Origin of the sequence: Maricaulis maris (genome assembly GCF_003634045.1) — a bacterium.
GTDB lineage: Bacteria > Pseudomonadota > Alphaproteobacteria > Caulobacterales > Maricaulaceae > Maricaulis > Maricaulis maris.
On record NZ_RBIM01000003.1, the window covers coordinates 18,154 to 44,537 of the forward strand.

The window sequence follows — 26,384 nt, forward strand, 5'->3', positions numbered from 1 at the left end:
GCAGATCAACCGGAGCCTTGGGGCAGGCTTTGATCCATGCTCTTGGCCGGTTCGTCACAGCAATTGCCGACAACTTTGGCCGGCACACCGGCGACCGTACAGCCCGCCGGGACCGGATGCAGGACCACCGAACCGGCAGCGATCCGGGCGCCGTCGCCAACGGTGATATTGCCGAGCACCCGTGCACCAGCACCAATCAGGACGCCCTTGCCGATCTTGGGATGGCGGTCTTCGTGGGCCGCCCCGGTGCCACCCAGCGTCACTTCATGCAGAATGGAACAATTATCGCCGACAACGGCGGTCTCACCGATCACCACCGAGGTCGCGTGATCAAGCATCACGCCGCGCCCGATGCGGGCTGCCGGGTGGATGTCGAGGCCAAAACGCTCGCCGACACGGCTCTGCAGGTGAAAGGCCAGGGTCTGGCGCCCCTCATTCCACAACCAGTGCGCCACGCGATGCGCCTGCAGGGCATGATAGCCCTTGAAGTAGAGAAAAGGCTGCAACAGGCTGAGGCAGGCCGGATCCCGCTCATCAATAGCGATCATGTCGGCAGCGGCTTGCTGTACAATATCGGGATCGCCGGCCAGCGCTTCCTCGGCCACGTCGCGGGCCAGCATGGCATCGAGCTGGGCGTCGGCGAGTTTGGCGGCGATGCGGTAGGCCAGCGCGTCGGCAAACCGGTTGTGCCGCAAAATGGCAGCATTGAGGAAACTGGCGAGGATTGGTTCCTCGGCAGCCGCCGAGGCGGCCTCGACGCGAAGACGCGCCCATATACTGTCAACGCCCGTGCGTGCCTCGACGGTGGTTTCCACTTGGCTGAGTGACATCACGCTCTCCTCGCGCCTTGATCCAGCATGGCGGCGGCCAGATCTGCATCCAACTCACCTTCCTGCGCCATGTAGTATGCCCGCAGCAGCATCGCTACCGTCAAGGCATCGGTTATCCTGCCCGAACTCACTTCATCAAGCGCATCACGAAAATGCACGAAGCGGATGGCGAGGTCTTCTGTCCCCTCCGGCTCGGCCTCGCCGGCGGTCAGCCCGGTCGCCAGATAGCCGATTGCCGCTTCATCGGTCACCGAGTTCGACAGGTCCATCCGCAGGATTTCCTGCCAGGTCTCGGCGGTATAGCCCGTCTCCTCACGCAGCTCACGCGCCGCGCCGACCCGGGGTTCCTCGCCGAGCGGCCCGCCACCTTCGGGAATTTCCCAGCTATAGCGATCCTGGGGGAAACGATGCTGGCCGACAAGAATGAGATGACCATCCGCCAGGACCGGCAAGATCGCCAGGGCGGTATTGGCAAAGTTAACGACACCATACACGCCCGGCTTGCCGTCAGGCCGCGTCACCGCATGCTCGGTCAGGCTGACCCAGTCATTGCGGTAGACCTCGCTGCTGGCGTTCACCTGCCACGGCCCGCGTCTCTTGCTCATGATGCACCTTCATCATTGCCTTGGACCCTGTCAGGGCTAGGCGTGTTCGGGTCCGGTCGGCAAGCTTTCGACCCGCTCGCTATGGCGGCGCATGGCCTCGACCACACGGCGTTTCTTTTCCGTCAGGCGGGCCAGGAGCGTGAAGGCTGCCGGCGCAAAGACCAGCGCCAGAAGCGCCGATCCCGCGACACCGCCGACCATGGCCGCCGCGAAGGGCAGCCAGAAACTGTCGCCGGACAGGATCAGCGGTATAAAACCGCCAATCGTGGTCAGCGTCGTCGACACGATGTGCCGGGTCGCATCCATCACCGTTGACTGCACGGCACCCGCTTCCAGCGCCACAGCCGCCGGATTGGCGCGCAGCGCCGAGAGCACGACGATGGCTCCATTGATCGACAGGCCCATCAGTCCCATCGACCCGACAATCGCGTTGAAGCCGAGCGGCGTGCCAAAAGCCCAGACCCCGAACATGGCCAGTCCAACCGACAGGAAGGCGACGACAAAGATCACCCCGGCATAGCGGAAGGAATTGAAGGCCAGCACAACCGACCCGATCATCAGCACCAGCAAGGGCAAAGCCGTACCGAACAGGCCGGCCATGGCGCTGCCGCGTTCAGCCGCCTCGCCGGCGACCTGCAGCTCATAGCCCGGCGGCAGGATGATGCCGGCCTCGTCGAGCGCCGCAAAGAAATGCTCAAGCGCCGGCGCTGGCAGAGTGTAGGGATCGAGATAGCCATAGATCGTATTGACCCGGCGTCCGTCCTCATGCGGGATCAGCGCGACTTGCGGTGCCAGAACCACGTCTCCCAGTGCAGCCATGGGCGAAGACAGGATGTCCTGCCCCGGCGCCGCAAGAGGAGAGGCGGAAACGGCTGACAGGCTGGAACGCCGCGAGTCACGGGCAATGACCCGAACCGGCAATTCCTCGACACCTTCCAGCACGCTTCCGCCTACAACGCCGTCCAATTCGCCCCGCAACCGGTTGGCGAGGTCATCGAGACGAATTCCGGCAAGTTCCGCAGAGGCCTCATCGGCCATGATCCGGGCGACGGGTTCGCCCATTTCCAACAGGCCCAGCGTATGGGTGATGGTCGGCGTCTGTGCGAGGACAGCGCGGATCTCATTACCCAGGCGATTGAGTTCGGACAGTTCCGGCCCGACAAGCACCAATTCGATCGGTGCCGGGATGGGCGGGCCTTGCTCGAAGGGCAGGGTCAACAGGCGCGCATCCGGGAATTCCGACATCACGCGACGCTGCAGGTCGGGCAGAATACGCGCCGTTGCTTCCGGAGAAGCCGTATGCACGAAACCGGCGGCATAGCTCGACACGCCGGACTGGTTTCCGACCACATTGTAATAGGTTCGCGGCGCACTTTCGCCGATCACCCAGGAGACCCGCTCGACACCCTCGTAGGACTCGATCAGCGCCGTGGCGCGCTCGGTCTGGCGACGGGTTTCGGCGATCGAGGTCGACGATGGCAGTTCCAGCGACAGTTGGAACATGTCGCGATCGGTCGGCGGAAAGAATTGCATCGGCAAGGTCGAAGCCGCCACGAAGCCGGCAATCGGCAACAGGAGTCCGCCGACCAGACCGGTCCAGGGGCGTTGTGTCACCGCGTCAAGCACGCCCCTGTACAGGCCGGCCAGCGGTCCCGCACTGATCCCCTGTCGCCAGAAGCGACGGGGACCGCCGGCAATCGCCGGATCGTCAAACCAGGCCGCGAACGCGCCGACCACGGTCATTGCCAAAAGGAAGGAAGAGACCACCGCGAAGATGACCGAGATCCCGATCATCGAAATAAATTCCCCGGCTGCACCCGGCATCAGGGCAATCGGCGCAAAGGCGAAAACAGTGGTCAGCGTCGAGGCCAACAGAGGTGCGAACAGGTGGCGCAAGGCCTTGTCGAGCGCATCGACCGGCGCCGCTCCGCGGGCCCGCATCAAACGGTATTCGTCGACGACCACGATGGCATTATCGATCAGTAGGCCGAGCGCGACGACCAGACCGGTCACCGACATCTGATGCAGCGGCTCGTCGTAAACCCGGGTCAAAAGCAGGACAGCGAGAACGGTCAGCGGCAGGGCTGAACCGACGATCAGCGCCGCGCGCCAACCCATCATCACGAACAGGACGGCAAATACGATCAGCGCCGAATACCCCAGATCCCGCGCCAGCCCGCTCAGCCGGCTGTCGACATAGTCAGCCTGTCGGAAGATTGTCTCGACCCGGACGCCGGGGACCGAGGCGGCGAAATCGGCGACCACCGCATCCGCCGCAGCGGACCAGGTGTCGACGCGCAATTCCGGCTGCAGATAGGCCGCGACAAAAATCGCCCGACGATCCTGCGTGGTCGCGATGGCATCGGCGGGCGTCCGTGCACCCTTTTCAACGTCGGCGACATCACCGACGCGAATGAAACCGCCATCAGGCCCCTCACCCAGCGCAATTGCGCGGATACGATCCAGCCCGTCGAACTCGCCGGCAATCTCGACATTGAGGTCAACCCCGCCGGCCCGCAGTTCCCCGGCCGGCGACTTGGCGTCGGCGCTGGCGGTCAAACGGGCGAGGTCCGCCATCGTCAAACCCAGCGCTGCGAGTGTGTCGGGATCGGCGACAATGCGGATTTCTTCCTCGACCTCGCCAAAAACAGCGGTCTCCTCGGTGCCGCTCATATTGCGCAACCGGGATTCCAGGTCCGCAGAGAGTCGCGACAGGATGGCGAGGTTTTCGCCCCCGCTCTCGCCCCAGCTGAGCGAGACAATCATGGTCGCCGCGCCGAGATATTGCCGGCGCACATCCGGGGCGATCGCGCCCTGGGGCAAAGATGGCCGGACGCTCTCGACCTGCTCGCGGATCTGGGTCCAGGCCTGGTCAACCTCGGTGGCATTGAGATCCTCGCGGATCTGCAAATGGATGATCGACACGCCCGAGCGCGAACTCGATGAAGTGGTGTTGATCTCGGCGAGTTCGTGAATGGCGTTTTCGAGCGGCTCGGTGACCAGCGCTTCAACGCGCTCGGCAGAGGCGCCCGGAAAGGCCGTGACGACGATCCCGAAGCGCTCGGTCAGGGACGGGTCTTCCTGACGGCCCAATGACAACAAGGCGCCGAAACCGGCCGCGGCGAGCAGGATGACCGCCAGCGCGGTCAGGCGGGAATAGCGATAGAAGAGCGTGCTCATCGCGCCCGCGCCTCAAGCGTGGCCGGGACGACGTGCTGGCCGGGCGTGATGCGTTGAAGGCCGGACGCCAGCAGCAGTTCGCCATCAGCAACCGCACCACGCACATAGACCCGTTCGGCCTCGATACGAACGGTTTCCACTACCCGCGGCTCAAGCCGGTAATCGCCTGTCTCGTCCGGAGCCAGCACATAGACCGACCACAAACCGCGGCGGCCCTCGGCGAGCGCCGCCGTCGGCACCCAGAAACCTTCTGTGCCGATTGGGGTTTCAACGGCAAGACGGACAATCTGACCGGCTGCAACCGATTGTGCCGGATCCAGATCAAACACCGCCGTCACGGTACGCGTCTGCCGGTCGACCACGCTGGACGAGGCCCGAAAATGCGCCCGTACCGGCTGCGCCTGGCTGTCGACTTCGAAACTGGCAGTGTCGCCGGGCTGATATCGCGCGGCGACGATCTGCGGCAAGCCGACCCGGACTTCCAGCGAATCCAGTTCGACCAATTCCAGCAAGGGTTGGCCGGGTGAGGCAATCGCGCCCTCATCCGAACGGCGCGCCGTCACGACACCGTCGAAGGGCGCCGTCATCACAGAAAGATCCAGTTGGATGCGCAGGGCGTCCGCAGCCGCAGCCGCCGCATTTTGGCGCGCCAACGCGGCGCGGGTCGAGGTGCGCACTTCGTCAAAACGTTGTTGCGAGATATGGCCGCGTTCCAGCAATTGCGCCTGGCGGGTCTCGGTCCCGCTGGCCAGCGCAGTCTGGGCGGCCGCTTCAGCGGTCTGGGCATCGGCGGCGGCGATCTGGGCCTGAAGGGCGCGAACATCGAGACGGGCCAACATCTCGCCTTCCACGACCCGGTCACCAACATCAACGAGGATGCTTTCAATGCGTCCCGACCGCTCGAAACCCAGGGCGCTCTGGCGACGGGCGGCAATCAGGCCGGGAAAGAATTCGGCGATGCTGGCGTCATCATCATAGTGAGCCGTGATAGTCGATACGCTCAGTGGCGGCGGCGTACTGGCAATGAAATTGGCTTCCGCGCGCAAGGCGGTCACACCAAATACCAGCACCGCAACGATTACGGCGGCCAGGGCGACTGCAGATCCGGCACCCAAGCGCCGCTTGTAAAGAGACATGTGAACACCCTCGTCCTGTCACGGTCGAGGATATAGGGTATTGAATGACGTTTGAAAAGTGAACGTCGTTCACATTTTTTCGAATATCAACTATTCGGTTTTGAGAAGCCCCCGCATGATCATCTCGGTATGGAGGTCGATCACCGCATCAAGCGTGACATGTTCGGACCGTGGCATGCCATTGGGAAAATCGTCCAGGCAGACAATCAACATGGTCAGGCCATGCAGGCTGGCCCATACGCTTTTTGACGCAACGCGCGGATCAACCTTGCAGAATGAGCCTTCGGCCTGACCGGCCTCGATCATGTGGACCAATTTCTCTTCGGCCTCGAAGGCGACTTCCTTTTCGTCATGGACGTGCGGTTTGACCGTCACCGAGGGTGAGAACGCCATCATATAGTGATTGGGTTCTTCCATACCGGTCTCGATATAGGCCCGCATGCAGCGCGAACACAGGGCAGCGGTCTCGCCCCCCTCCTCCATCGCGGCATGAATTCGCGCCAGGAGGCGTTCAAAGAACATCTCGCGGATAGCCGTGAACAACTCGTCCTTGGAGGCAAAATACTTGTAGATCGCCGCGGGCGAGTAATCGATCGCCTCGGCAAGCCGACGCATGGAAATCCCCTCCTCACCTTCGGAGGTGAAGATGGTCTCGGCGGCGTCGATAATGGCTTCGCGCACCTTGCGGCGACGACGATCGGCCGGCGTGTCATCTTCGATGGCGATTTCAGCGTTCATTCTTGATACGTATCCCCACAAACTCGATATGCGTGCAGTCCCCGACGACAGGTATACCGACCACGGACCGTTCAGGTCAAAGATAGTCTCGCAGCTCACAAGGTGGCCATCATAATGAATGATCGTGATTTCACGCAGTTTCCGGCGCCCGGTGACCGTCTCGCGCCGTGCCATCCGAGCCCGGACACGCTGGCCCTGCTGACCCGCCGACGATCAGCCACTGCCATCACGATGGCTGAACCGGGACCGTCGCAGGATCAGCTTGACCACCTGCTGGGCATCGCGGCCCGCGTGCCGGACCACGGCAAGCTGGCGCCCTGGCGCTTCATCGTGTTCCAAGGCGACGCACGCGACTCATTCGGGCGGACCCTCGGTGAGGTATTTGCCGCTGCCACGCCGGATGCGACCGAGGCACAGATCGCCTTCGAAACGGGTCGGTTCACGCGGGCGCCGCTGGTGATTGCCGTCATTTCCACAGTGCTGGAACGCCACAAAGTCCCGGAATGGGAACAAATCCTGTCGGCCGGCGCGGTTTGCCAGAATCTGCTGATCGCCGCGTCCGCGATGGGCTATGGCGCGCAATGGTTGACTGAATGGTATGCCTTCGACCCGCAGATCAAAGCGACACTCGGCCTGGGTTCCGGGGAACGTATTGCAGGTTTCGTCTATGTCGGAACCGTCACCGAAGAACCGGTGGAACGCCCGCGCCCACAGGCCCGGGTCGATCACTGGACCACCTAGCCGCGCCCGCGATAACCCGGCACATCCTGGTCGGGAATCCATACTCCCGCGGGCGGCTCACCGGTAGCATAGAAGACGTCAATCGGGATCCCGCCACGCGGATACCAATAGCCACCAATGCGCAGCCAGACCGGGTCCAGCTCCTTGACGAGGCGCTGGCCGATCCCGGTGGTGCAGGCCTCGTGAAAAGCGCCATGATTGCGGAAACTGCCCAGGTAGAGTTTCAGCGACTTACTCTCGACGATCCACTCGCGGGGCACGTAGTCGATCACCAGATGGGCGAAATCCGGGGCGCCGGTCACCGGGCAGAGCGAAGTAAATTCCGGGCACACGAAACGCGTCATGTAGGGCGCGTCACACGGATTGGCGACACGCTCGAGCTGAGCGGTTTCAGGATTGTCAGGCAGAGCGGTCGTGGTGCCGAGCTGGCCGAGTTGGTCGTAGCGATCATCAGTCATGGCCGGGACTTAGTCCCGGCCTCGCCGACAGGCAAGCCTCTCAATGGACCTGCACCTCATCCGGTACCGGCATGGCGGTGCGCGAGAAGACGCGGCGGATGGTGAAGCTGGACACCAGACGGGTCACGCCGGGCAGGCCCGACAGGACTTCCCGGTGCACGCGCTCATAATCATTGGCGTCGCGCACCAGCACCCGAACCAGATAGTCAGCATCGCCACTCATCAGGTAGCATTCCATCACTTCAGGCACGTGCTCGACGGCTTTTTCGAAAGCCACCAACGTGTCACGCTTCTGATTGTCCAGCGTCACTTGAACATAAACCGTGATGCCGCGTCCCAGCGCCCGTTCCGACAGGATGGCGACATAACGATCAATAATGCCCGCGCCTTCCAAGGCCTTGACCCGGCGATGGCAGGCCGATGCCGACAGACCGACACGCTCCGCCAATTCGGCATTGGTCAGGCGACCATGATCCTGCAATTGGTTGAGGATGGAGATATCAACGCTATCAAGACGCAAGGCACACTCTCCCGGACATGGCGGTCAATTCCGCAGATCATTCTGGATTATCGCGAAGGCTTGGTATATACGTCGCCATCAACACTGAATGTTGCACGATAATTCACAACAAACGGTTCGAGTTGTCAAATTCAATCACGCAGACCGCTTTCGGCGAAAGAATATCGAAGGAAGCGCCGCACTGCCCAGCCCTTGAGGGATGATCATGCGTATCGGGGTACCCAAGGAAATCAAAGTTCGCGAATATCGGGTCGGCCTGACACCCAATAGCGTTGCTGAATTCGTGCGCCATGGCCACGAGGTTTTCGTCGAGACCGCTGCCGGTGAAGGCATTGGATTTACCAATGACGACTACATCTCCGCCGGCGCCTCCATCCTGCCGGATGCGGCCGCCGTGTTCGACGCGGCCGAGATGATCGTCAAGGTGAAGGAGCCGCAGCCGTCCGAAACGGCAATGCTGAAGCCTCACCACACGCTCTACACCTATCTCCACCTGGCTGCCGATCCGGTCCAGGCCGAAGGTCTGCGCAAGGCCGGCTGCCTGTCGATCGCCTATGAGACGGTCACCGATCGCGATGGCCGCCTGCCGCTTTTGACCCCGATGAGCCAGGTTGCCGGACGCATGTCCGTATCGGTCGCGGCCCATTGCCTGATGAAGGCGCAGGGCGGTCGCGGCACCATGCTGGGCGGCGTGCCGGGCGTGTTGCCGGCCAAGGTGGTCATCATCGGCGGCGGTGTCGCCGGTACCCATGCTGCTGAAATGGCGATCGGTGCCCGTGCCGACGTCACCGTGTTTGATCGCTCCAACCGCCGCCTCGCGGAGTTGGACGAGCAGTTCTCCGGCGCCGTGAAGACGGCTTACTCAACCCAGGCCGCCCTGGAAGACGCGGTGCGCGAAGCGGATGTCGTTATCGGCGCCGTGCTGATCCCGGGTGCTGCTGCCCCCAAGCTCGTCACGCGTGCGATGCTGAAAGAGATGAAGGACGGGGCTGTCCTCGTCGATATCGCCATCGACCAGGGTGGCTGCTTCGAGACATCAAAAGCCACCACGCACGACGACCCGACCTACATCATCGACGGTGTCGTCCATTACTGCGTCGCCAACATGCCGGGCGCCTATGCCCGCACTTCAACGCTGGCCCTCAACAATGCGACCCTGCCGCTCGGCCTGGAGATCGCCAACAAGGGTACCAAGCGGGCGATCAACGAGAACCCGCACCTGCGCGAAGGCCTGACGACGGCGGATGGCGAAGTCTGCCACCAGCTGGTCGCCGACGATCTCGGCCTGCCCTGCGTGAAGCCGGCCTGGCTCAACGCCTGACCCACGCCTCACTTGCAAAATGAGAAGAGCCGCCCGGAACCGGGCGGCTTTTTTTCTTGACCGGATCCCCGGAACCAATCCGACCCGCCGACGTTGTGGTGTCATGATGAAACATCACACTTCACTCTTGGCAGTCCTTACGGCCCTTTCGCTGGCAGCGTGCGGCGGAAGCGGTCAATCACCGGATCCGGCGGACAATGATGAAGCAGCCACGGCGCCCGCCGGCCAAACAGAAACCACCGAAAATGAAACCGCGCGGACGGAGGGTCGCGATCCGCAAGGATTATTCGCCCTGCTTGAGCGCGTCAGCATGGCATCGGACGACAGCTATGAGCCGGAGATCAGGGCCGAGCCTGGCGAAACACTTCGCTTGGACGGTGCCCTCACAGACGGTGAATGGTCCGAACGCGGCGCCCTTGGCATCAGCTATGGCCGCAGCGGCTTCGCCCCGACCGCCAGTTTTCGCTGTGATGCAACGGGCGACGACCTCGTGATCACGGTCCACGCCCCGCGCATTGCGTCCAGTGACGACGCGCCAACCTCCGACGCCATAACCGGCAGCGTGATCACTGCCAGCGGTGTCGCAACCGGCGCTTTCACTCCCTCCGAGCGCAGTGAGGGCATCCACGAGATGCGGGTCCCGTCCCTGGCCCCTGCCTTGGCCGACCTTGCGGGTTCGGAGCGCCTCGGTGTCGCCGTCGGAACCGAAGACCTGCGATTGATGCCGATGTCTCCGCTCCTGCTGACCGAGTTGGCATCCTGCGCCTCCCTCGCCGGCTAAAGCCGGCACGACATGTCCATTCGCGGCGGGCGGAGCTTGTTGGCTCCGCCCGTTTGCGTGACCCCGATTCTGCGCTACCACATCGGACTGTCACAAGAATCGGGATGAATGCCCGGGGGACGCTGGCAAACCGCCTGCAGGGGCGCAGCTGGCAATCGGGAGCGGGACGTACGGTTTGGCACGCTATGATCTGGTTATTTTCGATTTCGACGGCACGCTTGCTGACAGCCTGACCTGGTTTCGCGGCGAACTCGGCGATCTGGCCGACAAGCATGGCCTGTCACCGATCTGTCCCGAACGTGTGGAGGCCCTGCGTGGCCTGACGCCGAAGGCAATCATGGACGAGCTCGACATTCCCGCCTGGAAAATACCTTTCCTCGCCGCCGATGTCCGCGCCCGCGCCGCCGAGAATGTCGACAAGATCCATCTCTTCGACGGCATACGCGACCTTGTTGAAGACCTGTCGGCTCGCAAAGTTGATCTGGCGGTTGTGTCTTCGAATGGGGAAACCGCCGTCCGGGCCGTACTCGGCGATCAGCTTGCCAGTAGGTTCAGCCAGTTTGCGTGCGGCGCCGCCCTGTTCGGCAAGGCCTCGGTGTTTCGCAAGGTGATCCGCAAAGCCGGTACGACGCCGCAACGCACACTTTGTGTCGGCGATGAAATCCGCGATATCGAGGCGGCCCGCGAAATCGGCTGCATCGCCGGCGCCGTCGATTGGGGCTTTGCGACGCCGGGCATACTCGACGCCCATGCACCCGACTTCATCTTCAACCGGCCGGCCGACATTTCCCGCAGCCTGGTTGATGAACACCGGCACCGCCCGACGGGCTGACCCGCCCCGCGCCAGAACGAAACGCGCCGACCCGATTGGCCGGCGCTAATCCCGTTCAACCCGACCGGACCTACCCCAGAAGGCGCGCTTTCGCCGCGTCATACTCGGCCTTCAGCTGGTCGATATACTCAGCCGCCGGTCGCACGGATTTGACCGAACCAATGCCCTGGCCAGAGCCCCATATGTCCTTCCAGGCCTTGGCTTTGGAACCACCGCCGGAGCCGAAATTCATCGCCGAAGGATCGCTCTCCGGCAAGACGTCAGGATCGAGGCCGGCATCGATGATCGACTTCTTGAGATAATTGCCGTGCACGCCGGTAAACAGGTTGGTGTAGACGATGTCCTCGGCCGAGCCGTCGACGATGCCCTGCTTGTAGGCCTCGTCGGCACGCGCTTCAGCCGTCGCAATGAAGGCCGAGCCGATATAGGCATAGTCGGCGCCCATGGCCTGGGCCGCGAGCACGCCGCCGCCGGTCGAGATCGCGCCGGAACACAGGATGGGACCGTCGAACCAGGCGCGGGTTTCGGCGACGAAGCTGAAGGGCGACAGCGCCCCGGCATGACCGCCGGCACCAGCCGACACACAGATCAGACCGGTCGCGCCCTTCTCGATCGCCTTGTGGGCAAAGCGCTGATTGATGACGTCGTGCAGCGTGATGCCACCCCAGCCCTGGACAGCCTGGTTCACCTCAGCTTGCGCACCGAGCGAAGTGATCACCATCGGCACCTTGTATTTCTCGCACAGGGCCAGGTCTTCCTGGAGGCGATTGTTCGACCGGTGGACGATCTGGTTGACCGCGAACGGAGCCGCCGGATTGTCCGGATTGGCGCGATTATAGCTTTCAAGCTCCGAGGTGATCTGGTCCAGCCACTCGTCGAGCTGGCTGACCGGGCGCGCATTCAGCGACGGAAAGGAGCCGACAATGCCAGCCTTGCACTGGGCCAGGACGAGGTCCGGATTGGAAATAATGAAAAGCGGCGCGCCAATGACGGGCAGGCGCAGCTTTCCCTTGAGGCTATCGGGTTCGGCCATGAAAATTCCCTCTTGATATCGACCATGATCGCGACCGCTTCTGTGGCGATCCGCAAAATGAACAGCGTTCAGGTCAAAGGTTAGAGAGAGCGGTATGGGATGTCGAGCGCGCGGTGAAGCGGCTCAGTCATCATGACTGGCAGCCGCCTGCACACCCTCACCAGCCCCGGAGAAGATCAAAGCGAAGAGAAGACCGATCAACAGATTGTCGGTCAGCATCCAGCCCAGGGACCAGCCGCCGACAAAAAGTCCGGCATCGATGAGAATACGTCGTGTCATAGGGTCATGACATCATCCGATCCCGGCCAAGATAAGGCGGTTTGTGGGCAGGATCGGCCGCGCGTCGCCACATCCCGTTCGGCCGCCAGGTATCAGCCCGGCGCGCCATCCGGCGGCGCATCGACATGCGCCCACATATAATAGGCCAGCCAGGACCGGTAGGGCTTGAACATCGCGGCTGTGCGCACCGTTTTGCGGCGTTTGGATGTCAGCCGCTCGAGTGTTTTGCGGGCGGCAACATCGCCGTCGGGCCAGACATCCTGCTCGCCGAAATAAAATATGTTCATCATGTCGGCGGTCCATTGCCCGACACCCCATATCTCGGTCAGACGCGCCGTCCGCTCCGCGACCGGCAGGCTTTTGAGAAGATCGGTATCCAGCCCGACCGTGCGGTGGGTCTCGGCGATGGTGATGATCGTCCGTGTCTTGGCGCCCGACAGACCGCAGGCCCGCAAGGTCTCGGCATTGTCGGCGTGAAAATGGTCAAGCAAGGGCGTTGCCTCGGCACTCGCCTCGACGCGCGCCCAGATACTCTGGGCGGCCTTCACCGATATCTGTTGCCCCGAGATGGCCCGACAGAGATAGGTCGGAAACGGCAAATCATTGCGCAGCGGCAGCTCCAGCGGACCTTGGTGACGGATTGCTGCAACGAGATCCGGGAACAGTGGTTCCGCGACGGCAATCAGATGAGTGTGGACGGCGTGATGTGGCATGACACGCAGGCTAGCGCTGCGTCGGTGGAAGGTCGATGACATTTGCTTGCGCATCAGCGCCGAACCGCTGGCTCGCCAGAAGCCCGACAAGGCGCTAGAAAACGCGAAATGATCGGCTCGCAAACAGGATTCCGAGATGAAAACATTCCGACTGATGAGTCAGATCCATCTTTGGCTCGGCGCCGCCTTCGGCGTCCAGGTGATGCTGTGGCTGATCTCCGGCCTGGTGATGGTTATCATCCCGATCGAAACCATTCGCGGTGAACATCTGCGCAGTGCCGAACCCCAGGCCGCAATCGACTGGAGCGAGACAGCCCGGCCGCTCGGCGACATCATCGCCGAGCAGGACGGCGTCGTGACATCGGCCCGCACCGGACTACTCGCCGGACGCCCTGTGTGGCGGCTGGAAACCGCCGGGGGACCGGTGATGGTTGACGCCATCTCCGGCGACACGCTGTCGCCAATCGATGAGGCACTCGCGGTTGAAATTGCCCAAGCCCGCCAAGTCGGCTTGGGCGAGATCAGCACGGTGAGTTGGTTGACCGAGCCCCCGCGCGAGGCCGGCCTTGCCATACCCGCCTGGCGGATCGACTTTGCCGCGGGCGACACCACCCCGCCGACCACTTTCTACATCAACAGCCAGACCGGCGAACTCAGAGCGGTCAGGACGACGGCGTGGCGGGTCTATGACTTCTTCTGGGGTCTCCACATCATGGATTGGTCCAGTCGCGAGAACTTCAATTCCTGGTGGATCAAGGCGACCTCCGTCATCGCCCTCCTGTTCGGTCTGGCAGGTGTCTACCTCACCGTATTCCGGCTGTGGTTGATGGGCCGGAACCGACGCCCAAGCGGTCGCTGATCAGGTCAGGAACATCCATTCCGACACACAAGGCGAAGCCAGGCACGGGTTCGAGCGCAACAGAAGCAATGAAAAACTGGTGCGGGCTGATCGACTAGTCTCGAACACCCCAGCCTTGAGCGCGCTTCATGTGAGCACGAACCCCGGTAACAAGGGTGGGGCTGCGCACGGGTTCGAGCGCAACGGAAGCGAAGAAAGAATGGTGCGGGCGGCCGGACTTGAACCGGCACGGCCTTGCGGCCGGCAGATTTTAAGTCTGCTGCGTCTACCGATTCCGCCACGCCCGCGGGGTTGGACAGCGGCGCAATCCTACACGCGTTCGATGCGCTGGCCAGAGGCCGGGTCAGGCTCCACGCAGCCAATTGCCGTCGCCGTCGATGACCCCGCCGGCCTCCAGGATGGTGCGCATCGGGGCGAGCGCCTCGGCATGACGTTTCCAGCGCCCGATCGAGCTGGAATAGAGCGGCTGACGAACCTGGACCGAGCTGGCGGTGGCGACACTGCCCGCCTGGTTGTGAAAATCGAGGCAGGCCGGTTCCCAATCGAGGCCGCAATGAGCGATCAGGCGGCGTGCCTCGCCGTCCAGATCAGCGACAACATCCTCATAGGCGACCTCGGCGTAGCGGTCGGCAGGCAGGGTTGCCGACCAGTGCGCGCGCAGCCGGTTGAATCCGAGATAGTAGCGAGCGCAATCCTCCAGCGTATAGGCGTAGTTGTAATAGGAAAAACTGGTGGCAAAGAGCTGTCGGTAATTGCTGAGACAGGCATCGATCGGGTGGCGGCGCAGGCAGATAATGCGCGCGTTCGGCAGGGCATGGTTGATATGCCCGGCCCAGACGATGTTAAGCGGCATTTTATCGGTAAATCGCGGCGCATCGCCGGCAAGGTCCGCGACGCTGGCCTCATAGGCTTCGCCCCAGCGAGCCGCGTCGATATCGCCCGCCGCCGCCAAGGTGGATGCGTCCATCACATAAGGCCCCGGCGTTGCGGCCAATCGTTTGCCGAGCAGGGCAAAATTCGACAATTCACCGACCGGGCGAACGGCGCTGTGGGCGCTGAGGATACGGTCGACCAGAGTCGTTCCGGTACGCGGCAAGCCGGCGATGAAGATCGGCCGCTCGCTGGGCCAGCCCGACCGGTCAGGCGCTGGTCCGCCAGCGCCCGCCGTCGCTCTCGCCGCCTCAAATAAACCCGCGTCGTCGGCCGGTTCATAGCCGCGCCGCGCACTGGCGCCTGCCTTGGCGCGGCCAAGCCAGTCCAAGGCTTCGCCATGCCGGCCGAGATCTTCCAGCGTCTTTGCGATCGCATGACCGAGATGCAGCTGTGTTTCCTCGTCACCGTCCGCACGCGCCTCAAAGGCTGCGACCAGGTCGGCGAGCCGGTTGTCGGCTTCATCTTGGCGCTTGAGTCCGACAATCGCCGACAGGGCGCGGGCATGATCCGGGGCTAGGTCCAGCGTGCGGGCATAGGCCGCCTCGGCGCCCGGAAAATCGCCGGCAAACTGGCGCGAGGCCGCGAGATTGTAGTGATAGTCGGCGCGTTGCGGATCCTTTGCAACGGCGGCTTCGAAGAGACCGATGGCGGCCGCATGGTCGCCAAGTCGCGTAAAAACGACGCCGACCGTGTCGAAGGTGAGCGCATCGGGCGGCCCGATCTTTGCCGCCTCGCGGGCCGCTCCCGCCGCCGCGTCGCGCTGGTTGAGGGCCAGCAAGGACTTGGCGCGATGGGCATGGAAACGGGCATCGCGGGCCTTCACAGCAATCGCACGGTCGAAAATTTCGACCGCCTTGGCGTGGTTGTCATGGGCCGCCGTCAGCAGGCCGAGCAGGAAAAACGCTTCGGCATTCGGTCCCTCGGTCCGCAGCACAGACATGCAATGAGCATGCGCATCCTGGTAGCGATTGGCGCCCAGCGCCTTGGCCGCCTCGGCGAGATGTGATTCGACGGAAAGCGTTACGATCATACCGAAAACCCCGGACGACCGGACGCAAGACGCTCCGGCACAACCGCATGCTGCACCTGCGAGCGCCCTTCGCACATGCAGCGTGTCCCTCGCGCAACAGGTATCAGAAGAAAACGATAATGTGACATAAGTTTAACGCCCGGCAATTGCTTTCGTTTGACGCACCAGACCATGATTAACGCACAATTTCATTCGGAGATTCCAGTCATGCCCGCGAAAACCAAAGCATCACTACGCTCACGCTTGGCCTGTTCAATCAGTGCACTTGCCCTGCCACTCGCCGGCATGTCGGCAATCGGAACGGCACAAGCGCAGGACAATAACTCGTCTTCGCAAGACGTTATTGTCGTGACCGCGACCCGCCGCGCCGAAGGCGTCCAGGACATCCCGCTCAATATTGCCGCCATTGGCGGCGCCCAGATCGAGGAACAGGGCTTCGAGGACCTCGCCGACGCCCTCGCCTATGTGCCGGGTATCAACATCGTTGATCGCGGCGGCCGCCAGGGCAATCCGATCATCGTGCGCGGCCTCAATGCCGACCCGATCAATTCCGGTGACGGCAATAATGATGGCGGCGGCACCGTGGCCACCTATCTCGGCGAAATCCCGCTCTTCATCGATCTCAAGCTGAATGACCTCGAGCGCGTCGAAGTCCTGCTCGGGCCGCAGGGCACGCTTTACGGCGCTGGCACGCTGGGCGGCGCGATCCGCTATCTGCCGAACCGCCCGGATTTCGACAGCAACATGCTGCAAGTTCGCTCCTCCTTCTACCAGTATTCCGAGGCGGAATCGCTGTCGTCCGACATCGGCTTCACTTTCAACCACGCCGTCTCCGACACGTTCGCAATTCGCGGCTCGGTCGATGTGCTGCAGGACAGTGGGTTCATCGACTACAATTATCGCGTGCGCGAACCGGGCGTCTCCAATCCGAACCCGGACTTCAACGACCCGGCCGACGTCGCTGCCAATCTTGTCCCGACCCAGGATGCCGACGGCGAAGAAGCCGTGTCCGGTCGCATCGCCGCCCGCTGGGCGCCGACCGACTGGCTCGACGCCACCGCCACCTATTATTTCCAGCACCAGGACATTGAGGGGCGTCAGATTTCCTCGCGTCGCTCACCCATCACGGCTGGCGGCTATGAGTCGGCCCTGCGCGTGCTTGAACCGATCGAGCGCAATAACGAGCTGTTTGCGCTCGAAGTAACGGCGGATCTGGGCTTTGCCGAACTGACCTCGGCAACCGGTTTTGGCCGCTACGACGAAGACGGTCAGCGTGACCAGACAGACCTCTTGATCTCGCTGGAATATTCCTACGAGGCCTTCCCGAACTTCACGTCCTTCACGCACGAGCTGGAAGAAGACGAATTCTTCAATCAGGAAATCCGCCTGGTCTCGACCTATGAGAGCCAGTTCAACTGGATCGTCGGCTATTACTACAACAAGGCCGAATTCGTCGGTTCCTCCGAGGAGTACACGCCGAATTACGCCGAGTATGTGAACGACAATTTCGGCTTCGGCCTGACCGAGAACCCGACCGATCTGGAGTATTTCTCGACGGCCAATACCCAGCTCACGGAAAGTGCCTTCTTCGGCGAACTCGGCTGGGACATCACCGACCGGCTCTCGGTCACGGTGGGCGGGCGCTATTACGAGTACGAGTTGGAATCGGTCTCCACCGTCGACTTCCCACTGTTCGAAGCACCGACCTATACGCCCATGACCCTCGACGAGATCCGCGATCTCGCCTTTGATCCGGCGCTGGCGCAATCCGATGACGGCTTCCTCTACAAGTTCAACATCGCCTATGATCTGACCGACGACATCCTGGCCTATTTCACGGTGTCGGAAGGCTACCGGATCGGCGCCTCGAACGGTCTGGGCCCTTGCCCGGCCTATGATCCGAACGCGACCCAGGGCGCCTGCGCCCTCGCACCGGGCCAGCAATACGGCCCCAATGCCGGCGATATCGCCCAGTTCGACGAGCGTCAGTTCGGCCCGGACCAGACGACCAATTACGAGCTTGGCGCCAAGACGACCTGGGCCGATGGCGCGGTGACGCTGAACGGTGCCATCTTCCTGGTGGAGTGGACCGATCCGCAGGTCTCCTCGGCGACGGTCAACGCCAATATCCCGATCACGGTCAATGCGGCCGGCGCCGAGTCGAAGGGCTTCGAGCTGCAAGGCTCCTGGCAGGTCGCGCATAATTTCGAACTGCGCGGCACCTATTCCTTCACGCAATCGGAATTGACCGCCGATGTACCTTTCCTGGTGCGGACCATCACCACGCCGGGCTTTGGCTCGGCCTTCGAAGATGGACAGGCGGGCGACCGTCTGCCTGGCTCGCCGGAAACCCAGGCGTCGGCTTTTGGCCGCTACACCACCGATCTCGCGAGCGGTGCCCAACTCAACTACAATCTCGGCATCTCCTACACGGGTGATATCCTGACCCGAACCGGTGGCCGTGGTAGCAGTGTGACCCTGGACAGCTATTTCGTGGCCAATGGCTCGATCAATTATGACGCCGGTGACTGGGGCGCGACGCTCTTCATCAACAATATCGGCAATGAATACATCGAGACCGGCATCCGTAGCACGCCGCTGTCAAACCAGGCCGTCGAAGGACATCCGGTTCGCAGCCACTACGCCAATGTGGCCCCGCCGCGGACCATTGGTGTGCGTTTCTACTACCAGTTCGGCGATTGATCCCGAACCCGGCTGACGCCTGAAACAAGAAGAGCCGCACCTGTCTCCGGGTGCGGCTCTTTTCATGTCACGACGCGTTCCGATCAGGGCTTGTCGCGGGCCTCGTCCGCCGCTTGCGCTAGATCGACCAGGTCGAGAAATTCAGCGCGATAGCCGAATTGATCCTCGCCGATGGCAGCGGCCGCCGTCTCGCGGATCGCGGCCCAGTCATAACCGTCCGCCAACCAGGCATCGCCGCGCAGACGCTGGGCAAAACCGGCCACCGCAATCGAGAAACGGGCCTCCTGCGACGCCATCTCGAACCGGTCCGCGACGTCAGCTTGCGTCACCGGGCGTTCGATCAGCCGGCTGTCATCCTCGCCCGGACGCTTGTAGCGCAGGCGCAGGAAGCCGAACTCACCGTCAAGATCCGGTTCAACCGATGTTGCCCCGCCATAGCGAAGCGGCTCCATCAACACGCCTTCCGAGCCCGGCGCGGCGATCTCATAGATCGCGGTCACCGAGTGACCTGACCCGATCTCGCCGGCATCGACTTCATCATTGTTGAAATCGGCCCGGTCCAGCAACCGCGTCTCATACCCGATCAGGCGGTATTCGGCGACGCGGGCCGGGTTGAACTCGATCTGGATCTTGACGTCATTGGCGATCGGAAACAGCGAGGAAAAGCTTTCCTCCACCAGCATGCGCCGGGCTTCCTGGCGGCTGTCGATATAGGCGGCCGTCCCGTTCCCCGCCTGGGCGATGGTCTGCATCATCTGGTCATTGTAATTGCCGCGACCAAAGCCCATCACCGACAGGTAGATGCCGCTGTCGCGCTTGCGGGCGACAAAGTCTTCCAGACGCTCGTCCTGGGTGACGCCGACATTGAAATCGCCATCGGTGAGCAACATCACCCGATTGACCGCATCCTCGTCAAAATTCTGTTCCGCGAGGTCATAGGCCAGCGCCAGACCAGCTCCGCCAGCCGTCGAGCCGCCAGCGCTCAGACTATCGAGCGCGCGGTGAATGGCGCGGGCATTGCGGGCCTCGGTGGGTTCAAGGACCGCACCTGCCGCGCCGGCATAGACAACGAGGGCGACAGTATCGTCAGGCTCCAGCTCATCGACCAGCATGTGCATCGCCTCCACCGCGAGCGGCAGCTTGTCCCGCGCATTCATCGACCCCGACACATCAATCAGGAAGACAAGATTGGCGCGTGGCCGCTCGTCGGGAATGATCTCATAGCCCTGGATGCCGATATGCATCAGCTGGGTGTCGGCATTCCACGGCGTCGGCGTGACCGTGACATGCGTCGCAAACGGCTCGTCGGGTCCCGGCGGCAGGGCATAATCATAGTCGAAATAATTGACCATCTCCTCGATCCGAACAGCGTCGGTCGGGGGTAGCTGGCCATATTCAAGCGAATTGCGGACGAGGGAATAGCTCGCCGTGTCGACATCGATGGAGAAGGTGGACACCGGCTCTTCGGCTGTTGCGACGACGGGGTTCGGGTCGACGTCTTCATAGCGTTCCCGGTCAAGCGGCTGCGACGATGGACGGCTTCCGGCCTCCTCGGCGATCACAGATGACCGGCTGGCAAGGCGCGAGCCCGTCACCGTGATCATGTCAGCCGGGTACGCCACCGGTGCCGGTGGCGGCGGAGGGGGCGGCGGCGCAGGTGGCGGGGGCGGCGGCGGTGCGGTCGGCGGTGCGACAGTCGCCGTACACGCAGCGAGCATGGCCAGCCCGGCCGCACTGATCAAAAGAACGCGTTTCATGGAATCCCCTTCCGGTCCCAAAATCCCTCACCCGTCAGACTGGGCGGCATCGGGGACAACGACAAGTCGAAATCGGGGCGATTGAAAGGCAAGCGGCGCATTCAGCGCCAGGTGGGGACAGGTATGTCCCCCGCTCAGCCGCCTTCCCGCCCGTCCCGGCGGCGCCGGAGCGCCAGGCTGGTATTGCCGGATGACGGGCGGGAAGGCGCACCGAAGCAGCTCCTTTCCTGATGTTTGAGGTGATCGACAGGTCTGCCCGCGCCACGGTGTTTCCACCTGGCGGGATGAGGGGTGCGGGGGCCCGGCCGATGCCGGTTTGGCTATTGTCTTGTGTGGATGGGCACCTCGGGCACCCCGCACACGGAGATTTGGTCAGGTCCCTTGCGGGTCCCGTCTCGAAACCGACAGGAACAAACGGTCGAGCTTTGTGCCGCCGTCCTGCCGGTGGCCACGCCGGGTTGGTCTGGCGGTGTTTCCAGGCAACCGGACGAGCTCCGTACTCCCAACGCCCCCGGATCACCAATCCGGGCCTCGAGTAGCGCGGGACAACGGGGATTATCCGCCAGGTTTGACGGGCGGGGATAAGTTTTATGATTTTTGTTCGCGGGGAACGCTTTCCCTCTCCCTGGGGAGAGGGTCAGGGTGAGGGGTAAATCCCGGAGAGAGCAGGAGGAATCCCCCTCATCCGCCCCTCCGGGGCACCTTCTCCCAAGGGAGAAGGAAGGGGCGCACGGCGGGGATAAGCCGAGTTCATGCGTATTTGTCATCCGGGCCGGAAGCCTGCGAAAGCAGGTTGGAGAGCCGGGACCTATACGCGCCGATATCGGCCGCACCGGGCATATGGGTCCGGGATATCCGCCCAGATCAAGTCAGGGTTTCGCCCGGGATGACGATTGAAAGCACAGTTGAATGAATGGGGTGGCGAGAGTCTTGATCAGGGGAAATGCGAGAACGCGAACAAGGCGCCCTATTGGCCTCACGTCACCTCGACATACACGACCAGCGCAATCAAAAAGCCACTCAGAACGGCAAAGGACACACAAACACAACACGCGACAATCCAGAAGTTTCTGATCATCAGATCATGGTCGGTCGACGTGTGGGTGATCGCCGGTGTCTTTCGTTTCGTCCAGATGCTGCCAATAACCGATATGACCAATATAGACACCAGTGTGCCACACCCGAGAAATGCAGCCATATTTCATCCCCTCAATCCACGGGGTCAATCCGCGGGGTGATCCCCACCGCTTCCACCATCGCCGCGATCCGCGCGATGACCTGGTCGAGCTGCCCCTCATCCGTCGCGCGGGCGACCAAATGCGTGCCGCGCTTGATCTCACCGGCCTTGACCTCAAGGAAATAAGGGTAAGAGCCGATAGAGACATCGGGGAATTCGGTCGCCAGCGCGCCCAGCGCCTCGGCGACATCGCCTTCGCGGAGATTGTCGCCCTTGACCGAGCGCGACTTTGTCACCGCCCCGCCCTCAAGCCGGTGATCGATATCATTGAGCATGCCGGCCACGATCGAGGGGACACCGGCCAGGGTGAAGACATTACCGGTCTGAAAGCCCGGCGCGCCGGTGACCGGGTTGAGGATCAGACTGGCGCCATCGGGGATGCGGGCCATGCGCTTGCGACTCTCGGTGACCGGGGTCTGGGTCTTGGCGTACCAGTCCTCGATGATCGCCAGGGCATCGTCACGGACATCAATACCAACGCCGAAGGCCGCTGCGACAGCGTCAGCCGTAATATCGTCATGGGTCGGGCCGATGCCGCCGGTGGTGAAGACGTAGTCATGGCTGCCGCGCAAGGCATTGAGGGCGTTGACGATGGTGTCGGTCTCGTCCGGCACGACGCGGCATTCCATGACATTGATGCCGAGCGGGGCGAGAAAGCGGGCGATCTGGATGAGATTTTTGTCCTGGGTCCGGCCGGACAGGACCTCGTCACCGATCAGGAGCACCGCCGCCGTCACCCGTTTGCTCGCCGTCATGAGAATCGTCCTTAAGTATCGCCCGTGTGAGGGTATATGAGCCCGCTGCAGGGAAGTCCAAGCCATGAAATTCGCAACCGCGCTGATCCCCGGCACGCTGGTCAAACGCTATAAGCGCTTCTTTGCCGATGTCGAACTGGACGGCGGCGAGATCGTGACAGCGCATTGCGCCAATACCGGCGCGATGACCGGCATCAAGGATCCGGGCCTCAGGGTGTGGCTGTCACGCTCAGACAATCCCAAGCGCAAGCTGAAATACACTTGGGAGCTGGTCGAGGCCGAAGGCACGATCATCGGCGCCCTGCCCAATCTTGCCAATGCGCTGGCCGAAGAGGCTGTAAATGCCGGGGTCATCGGCGAACTGACCGGCTATGACAGCCTGCGCCGCGAAGTGAAATACGGTGAAAACTCACGCATCGACCTGCTGCTGGAAGACGGCGGCAAACCGCCCTGCTGGGTCGAGGTCAAGAATGTCCACTGGCAACGCGGGCCCGGGATTGCCGAGTTTCCCGACGGGGTGACTTCGCGCGGCGCCAAGCATCTGGTCGAACTGGCTAATCAGGTCGCCGCCGGCGAGCGCGCCGTGCAGCTTTTCATCGTCCAGCGCTCGGACTGCGAGGTGCTTCGACCGGCCGAGGACATTGATCCGGTCTATGCCGAGACTTTGCGCACCAGCGCCGCCGCCGGGGTTGAAGTCCTGGCCTATGCTTGCGACGTCTCGCCGACGGCGGTGACGATCACCCGTCCGATGCGCGTGGAGCTGCGACAATGAGCGATAACTGGAATGGCTGGGACCTGCCGGATGCCTATGTCCACCGTATCACGGTGGGGGACAGGGATATCGACAGCTTCGGCCACGCCAATAATGCCCGCTATCTGGAATGGGCCGATGAGGCCGCCTGGACCCACTGGTTTTCCAGGGGCGAGGACTATTCGATGGAGGCTTGTGCCAAGGATGATCGCGGCATCGCCATCATCCGCACCGAGGCCGATTATCTGGGCCATGTCCGCAAGGGCGACGAGATCGACTGCGCGGTCTGGATCAGCCAGTCTGATCGTCGGCTTCGCGCCGAGCGCCGCTACCAGTTCCGCCGCGTCAGTGACGGGGCAACTGTGTTTCGTGCCCTCACCAAAGTCGTGTGCTTCCAGCTTTCGACCGGTCGCCCGGCCCGCATGACGCCAATCTTTTCAAACCACTATACCGTGTTACCCTCGGTCGCAGCGGCGCTTGTGACTGAAAATTAACAAAGCGCCGACATTGTACGCGCCCCCTACCCCCCTATAGTCCCGCGGGACACCAACACCTCTTTGGGGGAGGCTTATATGAAGTATCTCATTCCGGCCCTTGCCGGTCTGGCGCTGGCCGCCTGTACGGCCGCAAACGACACTGACACGACAACGGATGTGGCGGACGCCGCCTTCGCGCCGAATGTCAGTGCCGTCAATATCGAAGCCCATATCCGCTTCCTCGCCTCTGACTATCTGGCAGGCCGCGATCCAGGCACCGACGGCTATGAAATCGCCGCCAACTATGTCGCCGCCCAGATGCGGCTGCTCGGCCTCGAAGCCGCTGGCGACAATGGCGGCTATTTTGCCGAAGTCCCCATGCACGAAGTCCGCCCGGATCCGGAATTCAACCGGCTGACGCTGGGCGACGAGACCTTTGCCCACGGCACCGACGTCTTCATCTCGTCAAACCCCAGCGTGCTGGAAGCGACCGTCACTGGCGAGCTGGTCTTTGTCGGCCATGGCGTTTCGGCGGCCAATCGCGGTCATGACGATTATGCGGGCCTGGATGTTGACGGCAAGATCGTCGTCGTCATGGGCGGCGTGCCGGAAGGCGTGTTCGAAGGCCTGTCCGAAGAGCGTGCCCACCACAATTCCGGGACCACCAAGCGCAATGTCGCCGCCGCGCACGGTGCGATCGGCATGATCTCGCTGACCAGCTGGACACCGGAACAACTGGCCGGTTACGCTGAGCGTTTCGGCAATGGTCCGGCGGTCCGCCTGACCACCGCCACCGGCCCGTCCGGCTATGACAGTGTGGCCGCCACAGCCAATGTCACGGCCGAACTCGGCGCCCGCCTGTTTGAGGGCGCGGAAATGAGCCTGGAAGATGTTCGCACCGCCATGTCGGCGGAAGAGCCGAGCTATCCGCGTTTCGCCCTGCCGCATTCGGTCACCATCCAGCAACGCACCCTGTCCGAGCCTTTCGATGCCCCGAATGTCGTCGGCATGATCCGTGGCTCCGACCCGGAGCTGGCAGATGAGTTCCTGGTACTCACTGCCCACCTGGACCATATCGGTTCAGTCACCGATCACATGCGCTCGGGCGGTGCCTGCAACACCACCGATGATAGCGACCAGATCTGCAATGGTGCGGTCGACAATGCTTCGGGCGTGTCGATCATGCTGGAGACGGCCCGGACCTTCCTCGAAGAGGGGGCGCCGCGCCGGTCAGTGCTGTTTGTTGCCCTGACGGCGGAAGAAAAAGGCCTTCTGGGTTCCGAGCATTTTGCCCGCAACCCGACGGTTCCGGCCGAACAGATCGTCGCCAATGTCAATCTCGACATGCCGGTCATCGTCTACGACTTCGCCGACGTGATCGCCTTCGGCTCGAACCACTCCAATCTCGGACCGATCGCCACCCGCGCCGCTGCCCGCATGGGTATTGAAGTGAGCGAAGACCCGCTGCCGGAACAATCGCTCTTCGTGCGCTCGGACCACTATAATTTCGTGCGCGAAGGCGTGCCGGCGCTGTTCCTGATGACCGGCTTCTCCTCGCCGGATCCGCGTTGGGATGAGGGTGAAGGCTTCATGGGCTTTCTCAACACCCACTACCACCGCCAGACCGACCAGTTGGATGGCGAGCTGGAAGTCCTGTTCGAGCAAGGCGCCAAATTTGCCAATATCAACTACATGATCGCCCGCGAAATCGCTGACAGCGACGAGCGTCCGGCCTGGAATGATGACAGCTTCTTCGGCAATCTGTTCGGCGACGACGCCGAATAGACTCCAAGCCAAACGCTGAGAAATGCAGGCGCGCGCCGTTCCAAACGGCGCGCGCTCTGTTTATAAGCGGGTGTTGAAGGAGTACCGACTTGACGACTGCCTACGAGACCGTGACCGATACAGACAGCGCCAGCCCGCGCGATGGCCGCATCAAGCTGCATGGACCGGAGGCGTTCGAAGGCATGCGCAAGGCCGGTCGCCTGGCGGCTGAAATCCTCGACATGCTGGTCGAGCACGCCCGTCCCGGCAATACCACCGGCTGGCTCGACAAGCTGGCGCGTGAATACGCCTTTGATCATGGCTCCGTGCCGGCGACGCTCTTCTATCGCGGCTATCGGCACTCGTTGTGCACCTCGGTGAACCATGTCGTCTGCCATGGCATTCCCGGACCCAAGCCGCTCAAGGCGGGCGATATCGTCAATATCGATGTGACGGTCGTGGTCGATGGCTGGCATGGCGATACCAGTCGCATGTACACGATCGGCGAACCGCGCCGGAAGGCCGAGCTGCTGGTCGACACGACCTATGAAGCGATGATGGCCGGTATCAATGCGATCAAGCCGGGCGTCACCCTGGGCACGATCGGCGCCATCATCCAAGATTATGCCGAGGAGCGCCGCTGCTCCATCGTCCGTGATTTCTGCGGTCACGGCCTCGGCCAGAATTTCCATGACAGCCCGAATGTCCTGCATTTCGGCGAACATGGCGAAGGCCCCGAGCTGAAACAGGGCATGTTCTTCACCGTCGAACCCATGCTCAATCTCGGTCGGCCGGATGTGAAAGTCCTGTCCGATGGCTGGACCGCCGTCACCCGTGACAAGTCACTCTCGGCCCAGTTCGAGCACTCCTGCGGCGTCACCGCCGACGGCGTCGAGATCTTCACAAAATCGCCCAAGGGCCTCGACAAGCCCCCCTATTCCAACCGCTAGAC

General features: G+C 62.6%; 24 protein-coding genes and 1 tRNA gene. 10 read left to right on the forward strand and 15 right to left on the reverse strand.

Annotated features, from left to right (window positions below):
• Window positions 1-5 precede the first annotated feature (5 nt).
• From cysE to C7435_RS06100, 5 genes are all read right to left on the reverse strand, one after another.
• Window positions 6-830 carry a serine O-acetyltransferase gene (gene cysE, locus C7435_RS06080; protein WP_121210430.1) on the reverse strand — a complete coding sequence of 275 codons (825 nt, stop codon included), beginning with the start codon at window positions 828-830 and terminating at the stop codon, window positions 6-8.
• Window positions 830-1,435, reverse strand: a complete 606-nt coding sequence (locus tag C7435_RS06085; protein ID WP_121210431.1) for an NUDIX domain-containing protein — start codon at window positions 1,433-1,435, stop codon at window positions 830-832. The genes cysE and C7435_RS06085 overlap by 1 nt, the downstream gene beginning before the upstream one ends.
• Window positions 1,436-1,471: 36 nt before the next feature.
• Window positions 1,472-4,615 (reverse strand): efflux RND transporter permease subunit, encoded by a 3,144-nt coding sequence (locus tag C7435_RS06090; protein ID WP_121210432.1) that lies wholly within the window; start codon window positions 4,613-4,615, stop codon window positions 1,472-1,474.
• Window positions 4,612-5,751 carry an efflux RND transporter periplasmic adaptor subunit gene (locus tag C7435_RS06095; protein WP_121210433.1) on the reverse strand — a complete coding sequence of 380 codons (1,140 nt, stop codon included), beginning with the start codon at window positions 5,749-5,751 and terminating at the stop codon, window positions 4,612-4,614. Before C7435_RS06095 ends, C7435_RS06090 begins: the two co-directional genes overlap by 4 nt.
• A gap of 90 nt (window positions 5,752-5,841) precedes the next feature.
• Entirely contained in the window at window positions 5,842-6,489 is a 648-nt protein-coding gene (locus C7435_RS06100) for a TetR/AcrR family transcriptional regulator (protein ID WP_158025560.1), read from the reverse strand.
• A gap of 114 nt (window positions 6,490-6,603) precedes the next feature.
• Here C7435_RS06100 and C7435_RS06105 point away from each other — a divergent pair, with 114 nt between their 5' ends.
• Window positions 6,604-7,230 (forward strand): nitroreductase family protein, encoded by a 627-nt coding sequence (locus C7435_RS06105; RefSeq protein ID WP_121210434.1) that lies wholly within the window; start codon window positions 6,604-6,606, stop codon window positions 7,228-7,230.
• Here the strand turns inward: C7435_RS06105 and queF are convergent.
• Together queF and C7435_RS06115 are read right to left on the reverse strand one after the other, a co-directional pair.
• Window positions 7,227-7,688 carry a preQ(1) synthase gene (gene queF, locus C7435_RS06110; RefSeq protein ID WP_121210435.1) on the reverse strand — a complete coding sequence of 154 codons (462 nt, stop codon included), beginning with the start codon at window positions 7,686-7,688 and terminating at the stop codon, window positions 7,227-7,229. The two genes, C7435_RS06105 and queF, sit on opposite strands and share 4 nt — an antisense overlap.
• A gap of 40 nt (window positions 7,689-7,728) precedes the next feature.
• A complete protein-coding gene (locus C7435_RS06115; RefSeq protein WP_075189289.1) occupies window positions 7,729-8,208 on the reverse strand; it encodes an Lrp/AsnC family transcriptional regulator in 480 nt (159 codons plus the stop codon).
• 205 nt (window positions 8,209-8,413) lie between these two features.
• On the opposite strand from C7435_RS06115, the gene ald reads away from it, so the two are divergent.
• From ald to C7435_RS06130, 3 genes are all read left to right on the forward strand, one after another.
• Window positions 8,414-9,529: an alanine dehydrogenase gene (gene ald, locus C7435_RS06120; protein ID WP_121210876.1), complete on the forward strand. Its 1,116-nt coding sequence runs from the start codon at window positions 8,414-8,416 to the stop codon at window positions 9,527-9,529.
• 310 nt (window positions 9,530-9,839) lie between these two features.
• Window positions 9,840-10,310, forward strand: coding sequence for a hypothetical protein (locus tag C7435_RS06125; RefSeq protein ID WP_147422639.1), 471 nt, complete (start codon window positions 9,840-9,842; stop codon window positions 10,308-10,310).
• Between the two features lie 175 nt (window positions 10,311-10,485).
• The gene (locus C7435_RS06130; RefSeq protein WP_170150356.1) at window positions 10,486-11,142 is read left to right on the forward strand and encodes an HAD hydrolase-like protein; all 657 of its coding nucleotides are present in this window, start codon (window positions 10,486-10,488) and stop codon (window positions 11,140-11,142) included.
• Between the two features lie 70 nt (window positions 11,143-11,212).
• Here C7435_RS06130 and C7435_RS06135 read toward each other — a convergent pair whose 3' ends face one another.
• The 3 genes from C7435_RS06135 to C7435_RS06140 form a co-directional block, all read right to left on the reverse strand.
• Complete coding sequence (locus C7435_RS06135; protein ID WP_121210438.1) at window positions 11,213-12,175, reverse strand: NAD(P)H-dependent flavin oxidoreductase; 963 nt, start codon at window positions 12,173-12,175, stop codon at window positions 11,213-11,215.
• Window positions 12,176-12,298: 123 nt separating this feature from the next.
• Window positions 12,299-12,454, reverse strand: a complete 156-nt coding sequence (locus C7435_RS17085) for a hypothetical protein (protein ID WP_158025558.1) — start codon at window positions 12,452-12,454, stop codon at window positions 12,299-12,301.
• A 92-nt stretch (window positions 12,455-12,546) separates the two neighbouring features.
• Window positions 12,547-13,221: a DNA-3-methyladenine glycosylase family protein gene (locus C7435_RS06140; RefSeq protein ID WP_233350694.1), complete on the reverse strand. Its 675-nt coding sequence runs from the start codon at window positions 13,219-13,221 to the stop codon at window positions 12,547-12,549.
• Window positions 13,222-13,303: 82 nt separating this feature from the next.
• On the opposite strand from C7435_RS06140, the gene C7435_RS06145 reads away from it, so the two are divergent.
• On the forward strand, window positions 13,304-14,026 hold the full coding sequence (locus tag C7435_RS06145) for a PepSY domain-containing protein (protein ID WP_121210440.1): 723 nt from the start codon (window positions 13,304-13,306) through the stop codon (window positions 14,024-14,026).
• Between the two features lie 200 nt (window positions 14,027-14,226).
• Here the strand turns inward: C7435_RS06145 and C7435_RS06150 are convergent.
• Together C7435_RS06150 and C7435_RS06155 are read right to left on the reverse strand one after the other, a co-directional pair.
• Window positions 14,227-14,313, reverse strand: a tRNA-Leu gene (locus C7435_RS06150).
• Between the two features lie 56 nt (window positions 14,314-14,369).
• Window positions 14,370-15,989: a tetratricopeptide repeat-containing sulfotransferase family protein gene (locus C7435_RS06155; protein ID WP_121210441.1), complete on the reverse strand. Its 1,620-nt coding sequence runs from the start codon at window positions 15,987-15,989 to the stop codon at window positions 14,370-14,372.
• 207 nt (window positions 15,990-16,196) lie between these two features.
• Here C7435_RS06155 and C7435_RS06160 point away from each other — a divergent pair, with 207 nt between their 5' ends.
• Entirely contained in the window at window positions 16,197-18,692 is a 2,496-nt protein-coding gene (locus C7435_RS06160) for a TonB-dependent receptor (protein WP_121210442.1), read from the forward strand.
• Between the two features lie 83 nt (window positions 18,693-18,775).
• Here the strand turns inward: C7435_RS06160 and C7435_RS06165 are convergent, their stop codons facing one another.
• The 3 genes from C7435_RS06165 to C7435_RS06175 all read right to left on the reverse strand — a co-directional run bounded on the left by C7435_RS06165 (window position 18,776) and on the right by C7435_RS06175 (window position 22,441).
• On the reverse strand, window positions 18,776-20,449 hold the full coding sequence (locus C7435_RS06165; protein WP_121210443.1) for a vWA domain-containing protein: 1,674 nt from the start codon (window positions 20,447-20,449) through the stop codon (window positions 18,776-18,778).
• A 976-nt stretch (window positions 20,450-21,425) separates the two neighbouring features.
• Window positions 21,426-21,647, reverse strand: a complete 222-nt coding sequence (locus tag C7435_RS06170) for a hypothetical protein (protein ID WP_143742918.1) — start codon at window positions 21,645-21,647, stop codon at window positions 21,426-21,428.
• 11 nt (window positions 21,648-21,658) lie between these two features.
• The gene (locus C7435_RS06175) at window positions 21,659-22,441 is read right to left on the reverse strand and encodes a competence/damage-inducible protein A (protein ID WP_121210444.1); all 783 of its coding nucleotides are present in this window, start codon (window positions 22,439-22,441) and stop codon (window positions 21,659-21,661) included.
• A 64-nt stretch (window positions 22,442-22,505) separates the two neighbouring features.
• Here C7435_RS06175 and sfsA point away from each other — a divergent pair, with 64 nt between their 5' ends.
• The 4 genes from sfsA (at window position 22,506) to map (ending at window position 26,382) form a co-directional block, all read left to right on the forward strand.
• Complete coding sequence (gene sfsA / locus C7435_RS06180) at window positions 22,506-23,213, forward strand: DNA/RNA nuclease SfsA (protein WP_121210445.1); 708 nt, start codon at window positions 22,506-22,508, stop codon at window positions 23,211-23,213.
• Window positions 23,210-23,686: an acyl-CoA thioesterase gene (locus tag C7435_RS06185; RefSeq protein ID WP_121210446.1), complete on the forward strand. Its 477-nt coding sequence runs from the start codon at window positions 23,210-23,212 to the stop codon at window positions 23,684-23,686. The genes sfsA and C7435_RS06185 overlap by 4 nt, the downstream gene beginning before the upstream one ends.
• A 78-nt stretch (window positions 23,687-23,764) precedes the next feature.
• The gene (locus tag C7435_RS06190) at window positions 23,765-25,453 is read left to right on the forward strand and encodes a M28 family metallopeptidase (protein WP_121210447.1); all 1,689 of its coding nucleotides are present in this window, start codon (window positions 23,765-23,767) and stop codon (window positions 25,451-25,453) included.
• An 89-nt stretch (window positions 25,454-25,542) separates the two neighbouring features.
• The gene (map, locus tag C7435_RS06195; RefSeq protein WP_121210448.1) at window positions 25,543-26,382 is read left to right on the forward strand and encodes a type I methionyl aminopeptidase; all 840 of its coding nucleotides are present in this window, start codon (window positions 25,543-25,545) and stop codon (window positions 26,380-26,382) included.
• The last annotated feature ends 2 nt before the right edge of the window (window positions 26,383-26,384 follow it).